This is a genomic window from Nostoc sp. (assembly GCF_036917315.1).
In the GTDB taxonomy this organism is placed as follows: domain Bacteria; phylum Cyanobacteriota; class Cyanobacteriia; order Cyanobacteriales; family Nostocaceae; genus Nostoc.
On sequence record NZ_JBALDR010000043.1, the window covers coordinates 15,993 to 33,598 of the forward strand.

12 protein-coding genes are annotated in these 17,606 nt (G+C 38.1%); 4 read left to right on the forward strand and 8 right to left on the reverse strand.

Translation table 11 applies throughout. The features are described 5' to 3' along the window. Nucleotides 1–33: 33 nt before the first annotated feature. Complete coding sequence (locus V7K84_RS19355) at nucleotides 34–306, forward strand: hypothetical protein (RefSeq protein WP_334840377.1); 273 nt, start codon at nucleotides 34–36, stop codon at nucleotides 304–306. A 102-nt stretch (nucleotides 307–408) separates the two neighbouring features. On the opposite strand, the gene V7K84_RS19360 is transcribed toward V7K84_RS19355, so the two are convergent. Next, entirely contained in the window at nucleotides 409–633 is a 225-nt protein-coding gene (locus V7K84_RS19360; RefSeq protein ID WP_094349445.1) for a hypothetical protein, read from the reverse strand. A 3-nt stretch (nucleotides 634–636) separates the two neighbouring features. On the opposite strand from V7K84_RS19360, the gene V7K84_RS19365 reads away from it, so the two are divergent. Further along, the gene (locus V7K84_RS19365) at nucleotides 637–2,241 is read left to right on the forward strand and encodes an NAD(P)H-quinone oxidoreductase subunit N (protein WP_334840378.1); all 1,605 of its coding nucleotides are present in this window, start codon (nucleotides 637–639) and stop codon (nucleotides 2,239–2,241) included. 85 nt (nucleotides 2,242–2,326) lie between these two features. Here the strand turns inward: V7K84_RS19365 and V7K84_RS19370 are convergent, their stop codons facing one another. From V7K84_RS19370 to V7K84_RS19395, 6 genes are all read right to left on the reverse strand, one after another. Beyond that, a complete protein-coding gene (locus V7K84_RS19370; protein WP_334840380.1) occupies nucleotides 2,327–3,718 on the reverse strand; it encodes an ATP-binding protein in 1,392 nt (463 codons plus the stop codon). Between the two features lie 86 nt (nucleotides 3,719–3,804). Next, nucleotides 3,805–4,347 carry a methanogen output domain 1-containing protein gene (locus V7K84_RS19375; protein WP_334840382.1) on the reverse strand — a complete coding sequence of 181 codons (543 nt, stop codon included), beginning with the start codon at nucleotides 4,345–4,347 and terminating at the stop codon, nucleotides 3,805–3,807. Nucleotides 4,348–4,887: 540 nt separating this feature from the next. Continuing rightward, on the reverse strand, nucleotides 4,888–5,931 hold the full coding sequence (locus V7K84_RS19380) for a sensor histidine kinase (protein WP_334840384.1): 1,044 nt from the start codon (nucleotides 5,929–5,931) through the stop codon (nucleotides 4,888–4,890). 6 nt (nucleotides 5,932–5,937) lie between these two features. After that, entirely contained in the window at nucleotides 5,938–7,089 is a 1,152-nt protein-coding gene (locus V7K84_RS19385; RefSeq protein WP_334840385.1) for an FIST signal transduction protein, read from the reverse strand. 42 nt (nucleotides 7,090–7,131) lie between these two features. After that, nucleotides 7,132–8,427, reverse strand: a complete 1,296-nt coding sequence (locus V7K84_RS19390; protein ID WP_442940974.1) for a hybrid sensor histidine kinase/response regulator — start codon at nucleotides 8,425–8,427, stop codon at nucleotides 7,132–7,134. A gap of 90 nt (nucleotides 8,428–8,517) precedes the next feature. Further along, nucleotides 8,518–8,661: a hypothetical protein gene (locus V7K84_RS19395; protein ID WP_334840388.1), complete on the reverse strand. Its 144-nt coding sequence runs from the start codon at nucleotides 8,659–8,661 to the stop codon at nucleotides 8,518–8,520. A gap of 441 nt (nucleotides 8,662–9,102) precedes the next feature. On the opposite strand from V7K84_RS19395, the gene V7K84_RS19400 reads away from it, so the two are divergent. Both V7K84_RS19400 and V7K84_RS19405 read left to right on the forward strand, forming a co-directional pair. Then, the gene (locus tag V7K84_RS19400; protein WP_334840389.1) at nucleotides 9,103–10,137 is read left to right on the forward strand and encodes a terpene synthase family protein; all 1,035 of its coding nucleotides are present in this window, start codon (nucleotides 9,103–9,105) and stop codon (nucleotides 10,135–10,137) included. A 237-nt stretch (nucleotides 10,138–10,374) separates the two neighbouring features. Further along, a complete protein-coding gene (locus V7K84_RS19405; protein WP_334840390.1) occupies nucleotides 10,375–11,784 on the forward strand; it encodes a cytochrome P450 in 1,410 nt (469 codons plus the stop codon). A gap of 104 nt (nucleotides 11,785–11,888) precedes the next feature. On the opposite strand, the gene V7K84_RS19410 is transcribed toward V7K84_RS19405, so the two are convergent. Continuing rightward, nucleotides 11,889–17,582, reverse strand: a complete 5,694-nt coding sequence (locus V7K84_RS19410) for an AAA family ATPase (protein WP_334840391.1) — start codon at nucleotides 17,580–17,582, stop codon at nucleotides 11,889–11,891. Between the last annotated feature and the right edge of the window lie 24 nt (nucleotides 17,583–17,606).

Sequence of the window (17,606 nt, forward strand, 5' to 3'; positions counted from 1 at the left end):
TGCTGTATCAGCAAAGCTATCTTTGTGTGAATTATGAAAATTGTCAAACTGATTTTACTTGCCTGTCCCGCATTTCTGGTATCCATGCTGCTGATAATCAATCCAGCAAACGCATCTAGCCTTAAATCTACATACGCTACCCAAATTATGACGGTAGTATCTACACAACAAATTCCCGATCTGGCAACACCAAACTTGATTCAAACATCTCATCCGATAATCGATCGAGTTGGTTGCAATTGTGCCAACTGTGTTCAGTCTAAATTTCAGTCGCTACAAGGCAAGCTGCCATCAGTCGGTTTTTAATAAAGTTAGGAGTTATGAATATTGTTGGGGCACAGCATTAGCTGTGCCCTTATTAATTTTATCAGCTTTTTGTAAGTAACTATTGCACTGGTTGCAGCATAATTATTGATGATATTCGCTAAAAGTCACGCCTGAAAAACGAAGTAGGAAAGTTGTTAAGTGAATCCCTGGATACTGAGAAAGCTGCTGGTAAAGTAGTAAGGTTGGTGCAATCGCCATCTGCATCCAAGCTGTTAAGCTCTTGTTAAAAGAGCTAGTCCGGGGATTAGAAAACTTGCTAGAGTGAACAGAGTTAGCCTTAATGTCTAATCGCCAAAACCTATACATCTCATGGATTTTGCTAATATTGCATCCCAGCTAAACGCTGGAACGATTTTACCAGAGGGGATTGTTATTCTCACCCTCTTGGGGGTTTTGATTGTTGATTTGATTTTGGGGCGTACATCCGCGCGCTGGATTGGATATCTAGCGATCGCAGGTTTATTTGCTTCGATTGTCGCCCTATATTTTCAATGGGACTCTCCTAATCCCATCGGTTTTACCGGTAGCTTTAACAGTGATGACCTGAGTATCGTCTTTCGCGGGATTATTGCCTTATCTGCGATCGCCACTATACTGATGTCAATTCGCTACGTTGAGCAGAGCGGCACCGCTTTAGCAGAATTCATCGCTATTTTGCTGAGTGCTACATTAGGAGGGATGTTTTTATCCGGGGCTAGTGAGTTGGTGATGATTTTCATCTCCCTAGAAACCCTGAGTATTTCCTCTTACTTGTTGACAGGTTATACCAAGCGTGACCCCCGCTCCAACGAAGCGGCGCTGAAATACTTGTTAATTGGAGCTTCCAGTACGGCAATCTTTTTGTACGGTGTATCACTGCTGTATGGACTATCTGGAGGACAAACCGAACTAAGTGCGATCGCAAATGGCATTGCCACAGCAAAAGTGGGACAATCTTTAGGTTTAGTGATTGCCTTAGTTTTTGCGATCGCAGGTATTGGCTTCAAAATCTCCGCTGCACCGTTCCACCAGTGGACACCAGACGTTTACGAAGGCGCTCCCACCCCAGTCATCGCCTTTTTATCAGTTGGTTCCAAAGCCGCTGGGTTTGCCCTAGCCATCCGCTTGCTGACAACAGCCTTCCCACTTGTTGCTGACGAGTGGAGGTTTGTCTTCACAGCTCTAGCCGTTCTCAGCATGATTTTGGGTAACGTAGTCGCCCTAGCTCAAACCAGCATGAAACGGATGCTAGCTTATTCATCCATTGCCCAAGCTGGGTTTGTGATGATTGGCTTGATTGCTGGTACACAGGCAGGATATGCCAGTATGATATTTTACCTACTGGTTTACTTATTCATGAACCTGTGTGGTTTTACCTGCATCATCCTATTCTCACTACGCACGGGAACCGACCAGATTGCCGAATACTCTGGCTTATATCAAAAAGACCCGCTCCTAACACTGGCGTTGAGTATCTCCCTGCTTTCCTTGGGTGGTATTCCACCATTGGCTGGGTTTTTCGGCAAGATTTACTTATTCTGGGCTGGTTGGCAAGCAGGACTTTATTGGTTAGTTTTGTTGGGCTTAGTTACCAGCGTCGTCTCCATCTACTACTACATTCGCGTAGTTAAGATGATGGTAGTCAAAGAACCTCATGAAATGTCCGACGCAGTGAAGAATTATCCCCAAGTGCGTTGGGATTTGCCTGGGCTAAGACCTTTGCAGGTCGGGTTGGTGGTAACATTAATTGCCACTTCCATAGCAGGGATTTTGTCAAATCCACTGTTTACATTGGCTAACAATTCCGTTTCCCATACCCCATTTTTGCAAGCAACAATCAACAGTAATGTAAAAGCACAAAATCCCCTGCTTTTACCAAAATTAGATTCGGTTAGTCAGTCTCAATCTTCAGTTGATTCTACTGCCAAGATATAACCGAGTCTCAACCAAATTTTGTCCTTAAAGACACGCCTGTTTGCTAATTAGCAGACAGGCGTTGTCATATCTTTTAACTGAAATTTTATGAAGCTGATTGAATAGGTATCTTAATTACAAATTCTGCACCTTTTCCTGGAACAGAAAAACAGTTAAGTTGCCCGTTATGTTTTTCGACTATAATTTGATAGCTTATATATAGCCCTAGTCCAGTACCTTTGCCCACAGTTTTAGTGGTGAAAAACGGATCGAATAGCTTTGAGCGAACTTGTTCATTTATCCCCCAACCATTATCAGCGATCCTAACGGCTATCCATTTTTCATCGAGTAGCTCAGTTTTAATTTGAATTTGGGGATTATTATTTATCAGTTTTTGACTTTCAGTTTTTTGTGTATTTACTTCTGAATACTGACTGTTGAGTGCCGATACTTCCAATGCATCAATCGCATTAGCCAGAATATTCATAAACACTTGATTGAGTTGACCAGGATAGCAAGTTACATTCGGTAGTTGACTATATTTTTTGATGACTTTGATTTCTGGGTACTCATGCCTAGCTTGCAAGCGATGCTCCAAAATCATTAAAGTACTATCAATTCCTTCATGAATATTGACTTGCTTAAGTTCTGCTTCATCCAGCCTGGAAAAATTACGTAGTGATTTAACAATTTCCTGAATGCGTTCTGCTCCCACTTGCATTGACTGGAAGAGTTTAGTTATATCTTGAATCAAAAAATCTAAATCTATTTCTTCTACTTGCTGTTGGATTTCTGGAAGAGTATTTGGAAAAGCTTGTTGATAAACTTCGACTAATTTCAGTAAATCTTGAGTGTATTTATGAGCGTGGTGAAGGTTCCCATAAATAAAACTCACGGGATTATTAATTTCATGAGCAATACCAGCGACCATCTGACCTAAACTAGACATTTTCTCAGCTTGGATAAGCTGAGTTTGGGTAAGTTGTAGTTCATTTAGTGTTTCTTGTAAAGCAGTTGTACGTTCCTCAACCCGAATTTCTAGCTCTTGATTCGCTTTCCAAAGCGCTTCCTCCGCTTGTTTTCGTCTCTGAACTTCTTTGGCTAACTCATCGATTTTTTCGTTTAAGAGAACGAAATTACTACTGGCTAAAACTCTATTTTCCAAGCGTAAGAGAATTAAAGCTGAAGATTCAGGAGACCAAGGTTGAATAACTGCTCCTTGACTACGACATATTAAGGTTTGCCCATCATTCATTCGTAAAGTCAAAGAGCCAATCACCATTGCCCTACTACTTGAACAAGCTTGTAAATACTTTACAATATCGTTGCTAGAATCAGTTACGAGTTCAAAGAGCATTCTTCCCCGCAGTTCTTGACGGCGTAACCCCAGCATATCTGCTACTGGTTGATTCGTCGCTAACAACTCACCCTCTCCACTTACCAGAAGTAAAGGTTCTGGTAAAACTCTGGCAAATTCAAGAAATTGTTCGGGAGTCATGGAGCTTCCACTTTCACGGTTTGACTCTACTTTACATATCTGCACTAAGCTTAATCCTGGAGTTATTTTGTTTGATGGTGAAGGATTTACACAGATTCTAGTCCCCTAAAGTATTCTCGACCTTCTGCATCTTCTGCCTCTTCTGTAAGTTTTAAGTAAACAATAACTTTACATCCAGAATAACCTTCTGCTATCGTCTCTTGCAATTCTACTTTCGCATATCCTAGATTATTAGCTGCGATCGTTCCAAAAACGTTTGAAGTCATCATGCACATGGCAGGGCGATTAAGTACTTTATCGCCAAATGGGCAAACACGGTTTCCAAAGACAATTTTTTCATCATTCTGCTCAATAACATAAAAATCGCCCTGGATTCGCTTTTTTAAATCAATCAAGACATCAGCTACCTGCTTACGAGAAAGGTTAGAGATTTCCAGGGCAGATTTATAATCTTGGTTAATCTGCCTTCCCATCCTTTCACCAACAACGCTAATAAATCCTGAAGCTTCTTCTAAACCAACTACATCCTGCAAAGTACCAGATAATTCTCTGATTAGTGTACGTAAAAATATGTCGCGTTCTAAAGAAAGATTAAGCGTAGCTATTGACTGCTTGGGTATATTGATCATAAATTTTGAGGATACAATCTAGGAAGTACAGTTATAGAGTTCCCCAAAATATCTCTAAAGTAACTACTTAATATTTTTATTCGGAGAATTTAATGTTTGCTTTTGGTTCTAATGAAAAATAATCTCCATAATTAATTCTGAGCCTTCTCGTTGTGACAGTTTACGGTTTTGCATAGTCTCTTCTAGGTTAAGTCCCCATTATCCTTTCTAACCCTCCTTAAAAGGTGGGGAATTAGATCGAGTCTTAAAAAGTTAGCCAGCAAAATATTAATTTTTTTCACCATCAGTAGTGGGCTTGGGTTGGGAGAATCTTCTGGGGCAAAATATTGTTAACACTAAAAATAGTTTATTATCAACCCGCGCAAAAATCTACTTATTTGCAACCAGGATACAACTTTTTTCTTTTCTATAAATAAAAACTTTTACTTTAAAAATGTAATTAATTCTGAGGTAGAAAGTCAAAAATTAGATCGCTGTAACTTGCTATTATCTTGGATATTTATTTTTTAAATGTTTTAAATAACTTATATTTTTGATGATTTAATAAATAGGTATATTGATGATAAACTCAGAGCCTTTTCCTAACACAGAATTTACTTTTAGAGTTCCTTTATGTTTTTGGACAATTATTCGATAAGCAATTGATAACCCTAATCCTGTTCCTTTTCCCACAGGTTTTGTTGTAAATAAATGATCGAACATTTTTTGCTGAACATCAGCCGATATTCCCACCCCATTATCTTGAATCCGAATCGAGACATGATTCTTATCTTCTGTAAGAGCAGTATGAATTGTAATTTGATTAGGATTTAGTTTAATCTCATTAAAACTCAGTCCAGTATTAGATGAATCTAATGCATCAATGGCATTTGCCAATAGATTCATAAATACCTGATTCAATTGTCCTGGAAAGCATTCTACTAGGGGAAATTCTTCGTAAGATTGAACTACTTGAATAGCAGGACGAATCTTATTAGCTTGTAAACGGTGTTTGAGAATGAGGAGAGTACTGTTAATGCCTTCATGAATATTAAACAGAATTTTTTGTTCTATATCTGCTCTAGAGAAAGTTCGCAGGCTGTCGCTAATCTTGGAAATACGATCTGTACCTTCTTTCATTGAGAAAATGAGTTTAGGTAGATCCTCGCGCACATATTCTAGGTCAATCATTTTGATTGTTTCTTGAATTTGCTGAGATGCTTTGGGATAGGTCTGCTGATAGAGATCAATTAGATGTAATAAATTCTCAATATACTCTTTAGCCGGAGTCAGATTACCTACAATAAATCCAACTGGGTTATTAATCTCATGAGCTACATCCGCTACCATACTTCCTAAGGTAGACATCTTGTTTTCCATTATCTGAAGATTAAGAAGCATCATTTCTAGCTCATAGCTTCTTTCTTCTAACTTATTTTGATATGCCTTTAATTCATCAATTACTCTTCTGAGTAAACATTCTTTTTTTCGATTTGTTTCTTCAAGTTTTCTTCGATCTGATTCAGAGCGCTCTAATTTCTTTTGGATAATTCGGTTGGCTTTTTTTAATTCCTTAATTTCTTGTTGATAATCTAATATTTCCATTATTGTTTACTGATTTCCCAAAATTAAAGTTACAAAAGTTTCATTATGGAATTGCGTTTGGCTAATTCCATCTATAGGAGCAATTTCTCCATAAGAATAAAATCCACAGGCAGGTAAATAGTCAGTCAGACAAAGTTTTGTATTCTGATACTCTTCTTGTGCCCTAGTACCAAGTATTTGCCGACGAGCTACACATGAAAAAAATAAAACAGCACTTGGCTCTGTACCAGGATAATTATCTAAGGCATTCATAAATGATGCTTTGGAAGCTGCCAAAATATCTTCATAATCTGCTTCGGAAATTTGAATAATTGCTCGATCGGGAATATCTCCAAAAAAGGTTATGCTACTAGATTCTTGATTGTAAGCAATAGGTGCTCTTATATAAAAATTGTCTTCATTCTCGTCAAACACTGCTAGTGGATATTCCATTGAAGGTGGAAGCAAACCTAGATAATGATGATAAAAATCTAAAGCTGGTTTACCATCTATTTCATAGACTATGTTTTTATCTACCTTAGTCACTTTGCTTGTTTGACCAATCGGATGCCAACCACTTGCAACAGCGTGAGAAAACAATATTGTGCCGGAAAAAAGTAGAATTGGTACAGAATCACTTAATACTTCTGTTTGAAAAAATTGATATGTATTTTGATATCTTGATTGATCGCCTGCCAAACCACCGAATATTGGCACATATTGACCAAGAGCTAGCTTTAAGCCATTTAATATAGAGACACCACTAGTTGTGAGGCTCTCTGGATGAGTTAAGCATAGCTTTGGAAGTGCGGTACTTTTTGCTTTGGCTTGTTCTACAGCTTGTTTAGTTGCAGTAATTGGATCGTCTGAAACTTTACGTCCAACTCCTGCATGAATTTCAACTTCGTCTGAACAAAACAACATCAAGGTGATTGAGTCTTGCTGAAACTCTAAGACTGAAGAAATTTCTCCATCTGTTGTTCCACCAATCAACTCAATCCCCGGAAAAACCCGATCGATTTGCTGCAAAATGAGAGAATGATCAAAATCAATTGCAGCAAAAATAATCCCAGCTTTTGGTATATCTCCTGCAAGAGAACTGGCACATTGGTGAAGAACTTCTTCAATTGCTGCTAGAGAATCTGGATCGTTACTGTGACCTACTACTGCCTTGAACATAAATTTATTTATTATGTTGATAAACGGAACTTACTATAATTATTAAATGGGAAGTTTAATGATAAACTCTGAACCTTGCCCTATTGATGAACTTACCTCTAGAGTTCCTCCATGTTTTTCGACAACAATTTGACGAGCAATTGATAACCCTAATCCTGTACCTTGACCCACAGGCTTGGTGGTGAATAAATAATCAAAGATTTTTTGTTGGACATCAGCCGGCATTCCTACGCCATTATCTTTAATCCTAATCAAGATATAATTTTTTTCTTCATTGAGAGTAGTTTGAATCAAAATTTGATTAGGATTTGCTTCAATCTCCATATAGGTAAGTCCGACATTGGATTCCTCTAAAGCATCAATAGCATTAGCTAATAAATTCATAAACACCTGATTTAGTTGCCCGATAAAACATTCTAATTCTGGCAATATATCGTAATCTCTAATTACTTGAATATCGGGTCGATCTTCGGATGCTTTTAAACGGTGTTTGAGAATCATAATTGTACTGTCTATGCCATCATGAATATTGCAATAAACTTTGCGATCGCTATCTGCTCGAGAAAAGGTTCTCAAGCTGGTACTAATGTTGCGAATGCGCTGAACTCCCTCTTTCATTGAGGAAATTAAATTAGGTAGATCGGCAAGTATATACTTCAAATCTATGGCTGCAATTTCCTCTTGAATTTCTGGAACTGGATTAGGATAGTGCTGCTGATAGAGGTCAATAATATTAATCATGTCTTGGAAATATACTGAAGCGTGTCCAAGATTGCCATGAATGAAACCAACTGGATTATTAATTTCATGAGCAACTCCTGCTACTAATTGACCAAGGGCAGACATTTTTTCTGTCTGTACAAGCTGAAGTTGAGACTCTTGTAAGTCTTTTAATGCCCTAGATAATGCTGATGTCCTTTCTAAAACTCGTTTTTCTAAAGTTTTTGTGAGATTTCGTAATTGAAGATGGGTTTTAATTCTAGCTAATAATTCTTCTTCATGAAAGGGTTTTGTGATGTAATCAACTGCTCCTATATTTAGACCCTTTACCTTACTAAGAGTATCCGAATTAGCTGTCATAAAAATTACGGGTATATCACAAGTAGCTGAATTTTCTTTCAGTCTTTTACAAGTTTCAAACCCATCTATTCCAGGCATCATCACATCTAATAGAATTAAGTCAGGAAGCTGGAATCCAACCTGCTTAATTGCTCTTTGCCCATCATTTTCTGTGATAACTTTAAAACCGACATTAGTTAATATATCAAAGACAATTTCTAAATTAGTAGTAGTATCATCTACCACTAAGATTAAACTATCTTCTGGGGTATAAAGCATTTTTATATCTGGTTGTTCATTCATATATTTAAATTAATTTTATTCATTGTTAGTTATTCCCTATTTGCCCTGCGATCGCAGCTAAGTCCCCTATATTTTATTGGCAGACTGACTGATAAATTTCTCGTCTGACAACCTTATAGTTCCCAAAAACTCTGATAACAGCAACATTTTCACACTAAATTGCCTATAGCTTTGGGCTGGGGCGATCGCTACATGAGGAACATTAACCACCAATCTTCATTTCAGTAGAGATAAGTATCTTCTTTTTTGAAGACAACCGCTCATAAATTAGTCATTATTACCCTTGTCTTTTTATAAAAGTAGTGATTGCTAGCTCAGAAAAAGATTGTTAATGCTATAAGTTAATTGTTTCATTTAGTCAATAGTGTCTATCATGAGTATTTCTATATGTAACTTTTTCTTTACAAAAAATATAATTACATGTAGTTACGCTATAGTTACAACTATGTTTTTTAAAAAACATAACTAGTTAAGTTTGGAAATATTCATATATATTTACATGCCACTAACAGGGACGTAAATATAATTTATACACTGTATAACGTGTGATATTACAGCGAGTTCTTTTCAAAAATTTGTCATAGACTCTTTGTCTATTGATTTTGTTCTCCTGTAATTTATGTTCAGTACTTCTGACTTCTAATAATTGCCATGAAGGAACTACTTTCCTCCGATTTATACTGTCCATTTTCATCCCATATCAATAAGCATGTTGATGTTTTAGAAGAGTCTGCTCTTGAATGGGTAACTCGCTTTAACTTACTGGCAAATGAATCAGTTTATCGACGTTTCACCAAGTCAAATTTTTTCAAGCTAGTAGCAGGTGCTTATCCTTACTGCAATCTGGAAAAAATAAAGATTGCTAGTGACTTGTTCAGTTGGCTGTTTATTTGGGATGACCAATGCGATATGTCAGATTTAGGCCAACAACCTGAAGCACTCAAGCTTTTTCACCAGAGATTTATTGAAGTATTAAATGGAGCAGAACTTACAAACAACGATATACACCTTAGCTATGCTTTAAGTGACCTACGACAGCGGATGCTCCAAATAGGGAGCATAGAATGGTTCCATCACTTTGTTTTTAGCTTTGAGGAATACTTCGCCGGATGTGTACAGGAAGCAAGTAACCGCGCACAAGAAATAATACCGGATATTGATACTTATATCAGAATACGTAACTTAAGTTCGGCTGGGGATCTTACTGTCGTATTGATTGAATTTTGCGATCAATTGCTGATTCCTGATATTTTACGACAGCACGAGATTTTCAAAAAACTCAAGGAGAAGACAATTAATATTCTTGCCTGGTGTAATGATATCTTCTCGTATTCTAGAGAAATGGCAAGTGGTGATGTTCACAATCTAGTATTAGTATTGCACTATCAACAGCAACTACCTCTAGAAATAGCGATTAAGCGTGCAATCGACATCCACGATCGAGAAGTACGAGAACTGATCGAATTAGAAGCATGTCTGCCATCTTTTGGAGAAGAAGTAGATACTGAACTTGCAAAGTATATATCAGGAATGTATGCCTGGATACGGGGCAATCTAGATTGGTACTTTAATTCCGATCGCTATCAAACTATAGAAAGGCTGGAGTTAGTAGAAACCTTGGAACTAGATAAATCTCAAAGCAATATGCAAGTACTTTCAAATATGAAAGTTTTACTACCATCATAAGGAAAAATATAGTATCTCAAAGAAGATTTTCCACGATGCTCCCAACGATTTTTTAAATATGTTGGGATTATATAGCGGTTCCCGACCTAGTGAGGTACGTTTTTAAAGCTATTAACCTTGGTGAGCAAGAATTCGGTGTACCTCAGTTGCTTGGGAAACGCTATATAGAATTTTACTGCTTCAAAGTTAATCAATATTACCCCATAGCCAACAATACAAAAGTAACGCAATCTCAGTATGAAAAATCAAATACAACCACCTAATCCACTCAAAATCTCCCCTTTACTCCAGAAAATTCAGTGGGTTATAGACCCTGTTAGTTTTATGGAAAATGCGGCTCAACAATATCCTGACATTTTTACTGCTGAGGTAATTGGTTTTGGGGAGACCGTGGTTTTCGTGAACCATCCTCAAGCAATCAAGGAAATTTTCACTAATGATAGGAAGAAGTTTCTATTCGTTGGTAGAGGGAACAAAATATTTGAACCCTTAGCCGGGGAATATTCACTCCTGATGCTGGATGGTGAACGCCATAAGCGGCGGCGAAAACTCACAATGCCTTCCTTTCATGGCGACAGGATGCGAGCCTACGGTTCTTTGATTTCTAATCTCACCGAACAAGTCTTTAGTCAATTACCACTAAATCAGCCCTTCTTAGCTCGTACTGCAATGCAGGAAATTTCTCTGCAAATCATTTTACAAGCTATCTTTGGCTTGCATAAGGGAGCACGTTACGACGAAATCAAGCGCTTAGTGGCGTTGCTTTTGGATCTCTTTAGCTCACCCTTTACTTCTAGCTTTCTTTTTTTCCCCTTTCTGCAAAAAGATTTAGGAGCTTGGAGTCCTTGGGGATGGTTTCTGCGTCAACGGCAACAAATTTATGAATTGCTTTACGCTGAAATTGCCCAACGCCGGGAAGAACCCAATCCAGATCGCATCGATATCCTATCCTTGCTGATGTTAGCGCGGGATGAAGAGGGTAATCCGATGACAGATCAAGAGTTGCGTGATGATTTGATGACACTGATGGTAGCAGGACATGAAACAGTGGCAACAGCAATGGCTTGGGGATTGTATTGGATTCATCATTTACCGAAAGTCCGAGAGAAATTGCTTCAAGAACTTGATTCTCTCGGTGATTCCCCAGATCCCATGAGCATTTTCCAACTGCCTTATCTCACGGCTGTTTGTAATGAAACTTTGCGAATTTACCCGATTGCAATGTTCGCGTTCCCCAGGATAGTCCAAGAACCCTGCGAACTACTAGGACATCCTTTAGCTTCTGGAACGTTACTGGTTCCCAGTATTTACTTGACTCATCAGCGTGAGGATTTATATCCGCAGCCTCAGCAATTTAAACCAGAACGGTTTATAGAACGCGAATTTTCTGCCTATGAATTCTTGCCTTTTGGTGGTGGAGTTCGTCGCTGTATGGGTGAAGCTTTGGCTATGTTTGAAATGAAGCTAGTATTAGCAAAAGTACTGTCAGACTATCAACTTGCTCTAGCTAGTAAGCGGCCAGAGCATCCTCAACGTCGAGGTTTTGCACTTGCGCCTGCTAATGGGGTGAAGATGGTAGTTACAGGACGACATGTGCGTGAAGAGCCTCAAGTGAATATGACAACTACATCCACATCCGTCTTCTAGTAATCTGTCAGAGCGATTTTAATGAATATTATAAACGCAGCTTTTCACAAAAACTGCGTTTTTAGTACTCTTAGATTTGGACTCGATCAATTACTCATCTAGCCCTATAACTGTTGTATCGGTATCTCAATAGTAAACTCAGTCCCTTTTCCTGGTGTAGAATCACAGGTTAAACTACCTTTGTGTTTTTCCACGACAATTTGGTAGCTAATCGACAACCCTAAACCCGTACCACTTCCTACTGATTTAGTGGTAAAAAACGGGTCAAATATTTTCTGCTGCACGGCTTTTGTCATGCCAGAACCGTTATCAGTAATCCGAATTATCGCCGTATTAGAATCTGTTAGTTCAGTAAAAATATGAATTTGTCCTACACGATGAGAAGTCGGTGACGTATCTATATCATTTGTTAATTCTTCTCGATCATTTACTACTGATGGATGATCTATGATAAATAACTCTTCTAAAGCATCAATTGCATTACTCAGAATATTCATAAATACCTGATTGAGTTGCCCAGGGTAACAAATAACTTCCGATAATTGCCCATATTTTTTGATGACTTCAATTTCCAGTAAATTGCTATTTGGTTTCAGTCGGTGCTGCAAAATCATTAAGGTGTTGTCTATTCCCTCATGAACATCTACAGATTTCATTTCAGCTTCATCTAAGCGAGAAAAGTTACGTAAGCCCAAAACAATATTTCGGATACGCGAACTTCCTACTTTCATTGAATCTAGAATTTTGAGAAGGTCTTCTGATAAAAAATCTATGTCAATATCCTCAGATTTCTCTTCAATTAAAGGGGAAGGATGGGGATATTCTTGCTGATAAATAACTATCAAATCCAGCAAATCTTGGACATACTCATTAGCATGATTAATATTGCCATGAATAAAGTTAATAGGGTTATTGATTTCATGAGCAATTCCCGCCACCATTTGTCCTAAAGAAGACATTTTTTCACTTTGAATCAATTGGATTTGGGTACGTTGCAATTCTTGCAGAGTTTGTTGTAAACAGTGATTTTTGTCGTTGAGTTCCTGCGTTCTTTTCTGGACTTTTTCTTCTAGGGTATGGTTGTATTCCTCCAAGCTTTCTTTAGCTTGTGCCAAGTTTTTGTAGAGAATAGCATTCTCTAGGGATATTGCTGCTTGAGTTGTGAGAAGTTTGAGGACTTCTACGCGATCGCGTGTAAATGCTCCTGTCGTTAGATGATTTTCTAGATAAAGAATCCCAATTAATTTACCTTGATTTAGAAGAGGTATAGACAATAAACTCTTAGGCTCTTCACTTAGAATATAGCTATCACCTACTAGAAAAGAAACAGCCATTGCATCATCAATAACCAAGATTTCTCTAGAGCGTTTAACATAGTTAATCAAAGTAATAGGAACATCGTAGCTTGACTCGAGGCAAGTTGATGGAAACTCAGTGTAGGTATGTTCCAAATTTGAACTTGAACAAACAGCCGTGACAGTTAATGCTAAATTATCACCTTCGCTCAAAATTAAAGCGGATTTAGAGGCTCCTGCATTTTCCATAACAACTTCCATCAAAGTAGAAAGTAGTCGCTCAAGCTCGATTTCCCCAGAAAGTGCTTGAGATGCTTTGATGAATGCGGCTAAATCCAGAGAGTCAGAAATACCTGTCTTCGAGCCAATAACAGTTTGTTGATTACTCAGGGTAGATAAAGATGATATAGATGTGCGATTGAAAGAAGTGCTTTCCTCGCTGGCAGGAATACTCAGCTTTTGTTGGTGAGATATAGGAGTTAGTAATTGGGGATAGCGTTTTACTAAATCGTCAACTTTGGCTTTTGCTCCCCAATTAACATATCCATAGTAGGCATCAATTAAGTAGGTTTGGGCGATTTTCTGCTTGCCCCATTTTAAATAAAATTTAGCTGCAAGTTCTTGAGCTAAAGCTACTTCATTTTTGTAGTCATGTTCTTCAGCTAGGGAGATAGCACGGTCGTATTCTTCCATTGCTTCAAAATATTTCCCTTCAACTCGATACTTTTCTGCTTCTACCAAATAAAATTTATGCCAATTATTCATTGGGGCATGATATGCCCAATATTGCATCTTTTCCTGATTAGCTTGCACCCGATCGAGAATACGCTTTTGCTCTGAATCAGGTGCATCAGTGTACACCGCCAGTTTGGCCAGAGAATCGTAAAAATAGAAAACAGGAACAACTAGTTGTCCTGTACCACTATCTAAATACTTTTCAGCTAGGGTGGCATTTTCAGCTGCTTGAGGGAACTGCTGAAACAAGTAGCATAAATGTAGTTTATGAAAATATAGATATAAAAGTCCGATTCCATCCTTGGCTTCCAAGTGAAGCGGCAGCATTTTCTCCTCATCATAGGCTTCACCAATTAAACGACAAGGATCTTCTACAAACCCCAGTAAATTTAAGACACTTTGTTGATAGATACAATTCCAGTTAAACGCTCTTTCTTGCTTGATTTGCTTCAGGGCATTGCTGTAGTTTGCTATCTCGCGTTCCAGCCCTGTCAGTTCTCTACCAATGGAATAACAACAGAAGCAATAAAACTGAAGAAATAAAGCTGCAAATTCTAAATCTCCTGTTTCTATCGCTAGAGAGTAAGCTTCTAGTACAGTATTTAATGTTTCTTTAGGATGCTCCTTCCAATGGCGGATACCTGCATGAAATACCTCCATAACTTTTGCTTCAACTTCTTTAGCATTGTACTTAGCCACCAAACTTAAAGCCAGTTTGCCAAAATCATAGCCAGACTGAATATCTCCCTTTTCGCTACAGAGGATCGTTCCGTAAAGAACGTATGCAAAGGCAGACAAGGGAGCATTGCCATATTTGAGCGATAAGTTGATTTGTTTAAGAACAATTAATGAAAAAAGTTCAGGAGTAACTGCATAGGCGAAAAAAAGCGCATTCGATAGAATCCGCATAACTACCAATGTTTGTTCTGCCGTCATTTCTGGCAGATCAATTAAATCCTCAATCCGCTTTCCATTTAAATTTAATGTTAGTTCAGCGATCGCTAGCTGAATATCTGACTGGCTAGGATTTTCAGGCAACTCAACTTCCAACAATTTTAGAACACTTAGTGCAGTCCTGACAGATTCTAGTGCTTGGTTTTGCGCTCCATAAGCTTTAATTTTGACTTCATAAACTTTTACTTTTTCTAGCAGTGTTTTTGCTCGTTCTAACACTACTTCTACTAATTGCTCCATTTGCCTAAAGTCGCCAGCTAGATATGCCGCCTCGGCTGCTGTCTCATACAAAGCTAGGATTAGTTGATATTTAGTCTCCCAACTATCACTTGCCAGCAATTGGATACCGATAGTTAAATACTTAACAGCAGCTGGATAAGCTGTTGATGCTAAAGCTTTACGTCCAGCAATTAAATTCATCTGGGCCAGTTCATCTCGTTTAGCTTGAGGAGAGATGAATTCTACTGCGATATTAAACTGATTGACAAGCTCAAAAATCTTTTCTCCCTGTTCTGCAACAGGAATATTGTTCAATAACAGTAACCCAATTTTTAAGTGAATTGGCTTTTTTTGTTCTTCAGGAATTAAAGAATAAGCCGCTTGTTGCACTCGGTCATGGACAAATTTATACTTAGGTAGCTGTAAATTAGAATTTGAAAATTGTGTAGATTCTATTCCATCAACAATTAATTCTTGATTAGTATGATCTTTGGAAAAAATGTTGTAATTTTCAGTCTGTGGTAAAACTAACCCATCAAGTAATGCTTGCCACAAGTCTGATGCTGTATCTACTAAAGATTTTTCATTAACGATCGCCAGAGTTTTTAAGTCAAATTGATTCCCAATACACGCAGCCAGTTTCAAAACTTTTTGGGTATATATTGGCAATTTTTCTATTTGCAGGGCGATAAATTCTACTACATCATCTGTAAGAGCTAAATTTTTGATTTTGGAAATATCATACTGCCAATGTCCAGCATCAAAATTTAATACAATTAACCCATCATCATGTAAGGATTTGAGAAATTGAACAGAAAAGAAGGGGTTGCCTTTAGTTTTAGCAAATACCATCTGGGTGAGAGAAAAAGCAACTAATTCAGAACAACGAAGTGTATCAGCAATTAAATGATTTAAATCACCTTGATTTAGAGGTGTTAAGGTAATTGTATTAATGATTGATCCTGCTTTTTGAATCTCTTGTAGTGTCAAAGAAAGCGGATGTGCCTTGGAAACTTCATTATCTCGATAGGAACCAACTAATAAAAAACCTCCTTTGGTTTCACCTATCTGTTCTGTTTCTTCTGAAAGAGAAGACAACATACTTTCACACATTAATAATTGAATTAACTTCAAAGAAACCGTATCTGCCCATTGCAAGTCATCGAGAAATATAACCAGAGGATGTTCTTTAGTTGTGAAAATTTGAATGAATTTTTGAAACAATAAATTGAAACGATTTTGGGCAGCGCTACCAGATAGTTCAGTAACCGGAGGTTGCTTACCAATAATCTGTTCGATTTCAGGAATGACATCAATAATCACCTGAGTTTGTGTACCCAATTCCCGCAGAATTTTGGATTTCCATTGTTGAATTTGGGCATCATTTTCTGATAGCAGTTGCCCGATTAAGTCCCGAAAGGCTTGCACTAATCCTGACAAAGGAATATCACGTTGAAACTGGTCAAATTTGCCTTTGATGAAGTAACTACGCTGCCGCACAATAGGTTTGTGGACTTCATTGACCACGGCAGTTTTGCCAATGCCAGAGAAACCTGCAATTAATATCATTTCTGTTGCCCCGCTTGTTACACGCTTAAAAGCAGCGAGTAGGGTTTCAACTTCACTTTGGCGACCGTAGAGTTTTTCGGGGATTATAAAACGGTCTGAGATGTCTCTCACACCGAGTTCAAAGGGTGCAATATTTCCTGTTTCTTGCCACTGGCTTTGGCACGCCTCCAAGTCATGTTTTAACCCCAAAGCACTTTGATAGCGGTCTTCGACATTTTTTGCCATCAGCTTGCTGATGATGTCAGACAAAATTGGCGGAATATTGGAGTTAATCTGACTGGCTTTTAGCGGTTGTTTGGCAATGTGAGAATAAACTAACTCCGTCGGATCTTTGCTGGTAAAGGGTAACTGTCCGGTGAGGAGTTGAAAGAAGGTGACACCGAGGGAATAAAAATCAGTGCGGTAGTCAATACCTCGGTTCATCCTTCCGGTTTGTTCTGGGGAAATGTAAGCCAGAGTGCCTTCTAGGATGTTGGGATTCGTGAGAAACTGAATTTCTCTTGGCAGAAGGGTGGCAATACTAAAGTCGATAAGTTTGATTTCATCTGTGGTAGGGTTTATGAGGATGTTGGCAGGCTTGATATCTTTGTGAATGATGCGTAACCCTTGCCCGCCGGAGGCATCGCGATGCAGTCTTTCCAGGGTAGAAGCAATTTTAATCCCTATGTGGAAAAACTCGTTCAGGGAAAGCCAGTTTTCCTTTTTTCTCTTGTCCTCTATTAGCCAGTTTTGGAGGGAAATACCACCAAAATCTTCCATCACTAAGACATAGCTGTTACGGTAATTTTCTAAGCTATAGGTTTTGACTATGCCAGGAATATCGAGGTTTTTGGTGATGATATATTGATTTCGGAACTGAGCTATTTCCGCAAAGGTAGGATATTCATTCCGCATCAATTTGAGAACGACTGATTTTTGGTCTTCTTCTCTAATACCCCGATAAACTAGGGTTTTGCTGCCTGAGTAGATTTGTTCGGTAATGCGATAGCCAGGAAACGAATATAATGTATCCAATACTATTAACATTGCGGATTATGCTCATAATGATTG

Bases quoted from the DNA above. Each gene is read 5' to 3' on its own strand.
- V7K84_RS19370 (WP_334840380.1), bottom strand. From the start codon at position 3,718: ATGACTCCCGAACAATTTCTTGAATTTGCCAGAGTTTTACCAGAACCT.
- V7K84_RS19360 (WP_094349445.1), bottom strand. From the start codon at position 633: ATGTATAGGTTTTGGCGATTAGACATTAAGGCTAACTCTGTTCACTCT.
- V7K84_RS19400 (WP_334840389.1), top strand. From the start codon at position 9,103: ATGAAGGAACTACTTTCCTCCGATTTATACTGTCCATTTTCATCCCAT.
- V7K84_RS19355 (WP_334840377.1), top strand. From the start codon at position 34: ATGAAAATTGTCAAACTGATTTTACTTGCCTGTCCCGCATTTCTGGTA.
- V7K84_RS19365 (WP_334840378.1), top strand. From the start codon at position 637: ATGGATTTTGCTAATATTGCATCCCAGCTAAACGCTGGAACGATTTTA.
- V7K84_RS19405 (WP_334840390.1), top strand. From the start codon at position 10,375: ATGAAAAATCAAATACAACCACCTAATCCACTCAAAATCTCCCCTTTA.
- V7K84_RS19380 (WP_334840384.1), bottom strand. From the start codon at position 5,931: ATGGAAATATTAGATTATCAACAAGAAATTAAGGAATTAAAAAAAGCC.
- V7K84_RS19410 (WP_334840391.1), bottom strand. From the start codon at position 17,582: ATGTTAATAGTATTGGATACATTATATTCGTTTCCTGGCTATCGCATT.
- V7K84_RS19385 (WP_334840385.1), bottom strand. From the start codon at position 7,089: ATGTTCAAGGCAGTAGTAGGTCACAGTAACGATCCAGATTCTCTAGCA.
- V7K84_RS19375 (WP_334840382.1), bottom strand. From the start codon at position 4,347: ATGATCAATATACCCAAGCAGTCAATAGCTACGCTTAATCTTTCTTTA.
- V7K84_RS19390 (WP_442940974.1), bottom strand. From the start codon at position 8,427: ATGCTTTATACCCCAGAAGATAGTTTAATCTTAGTGGTAGATGATACT.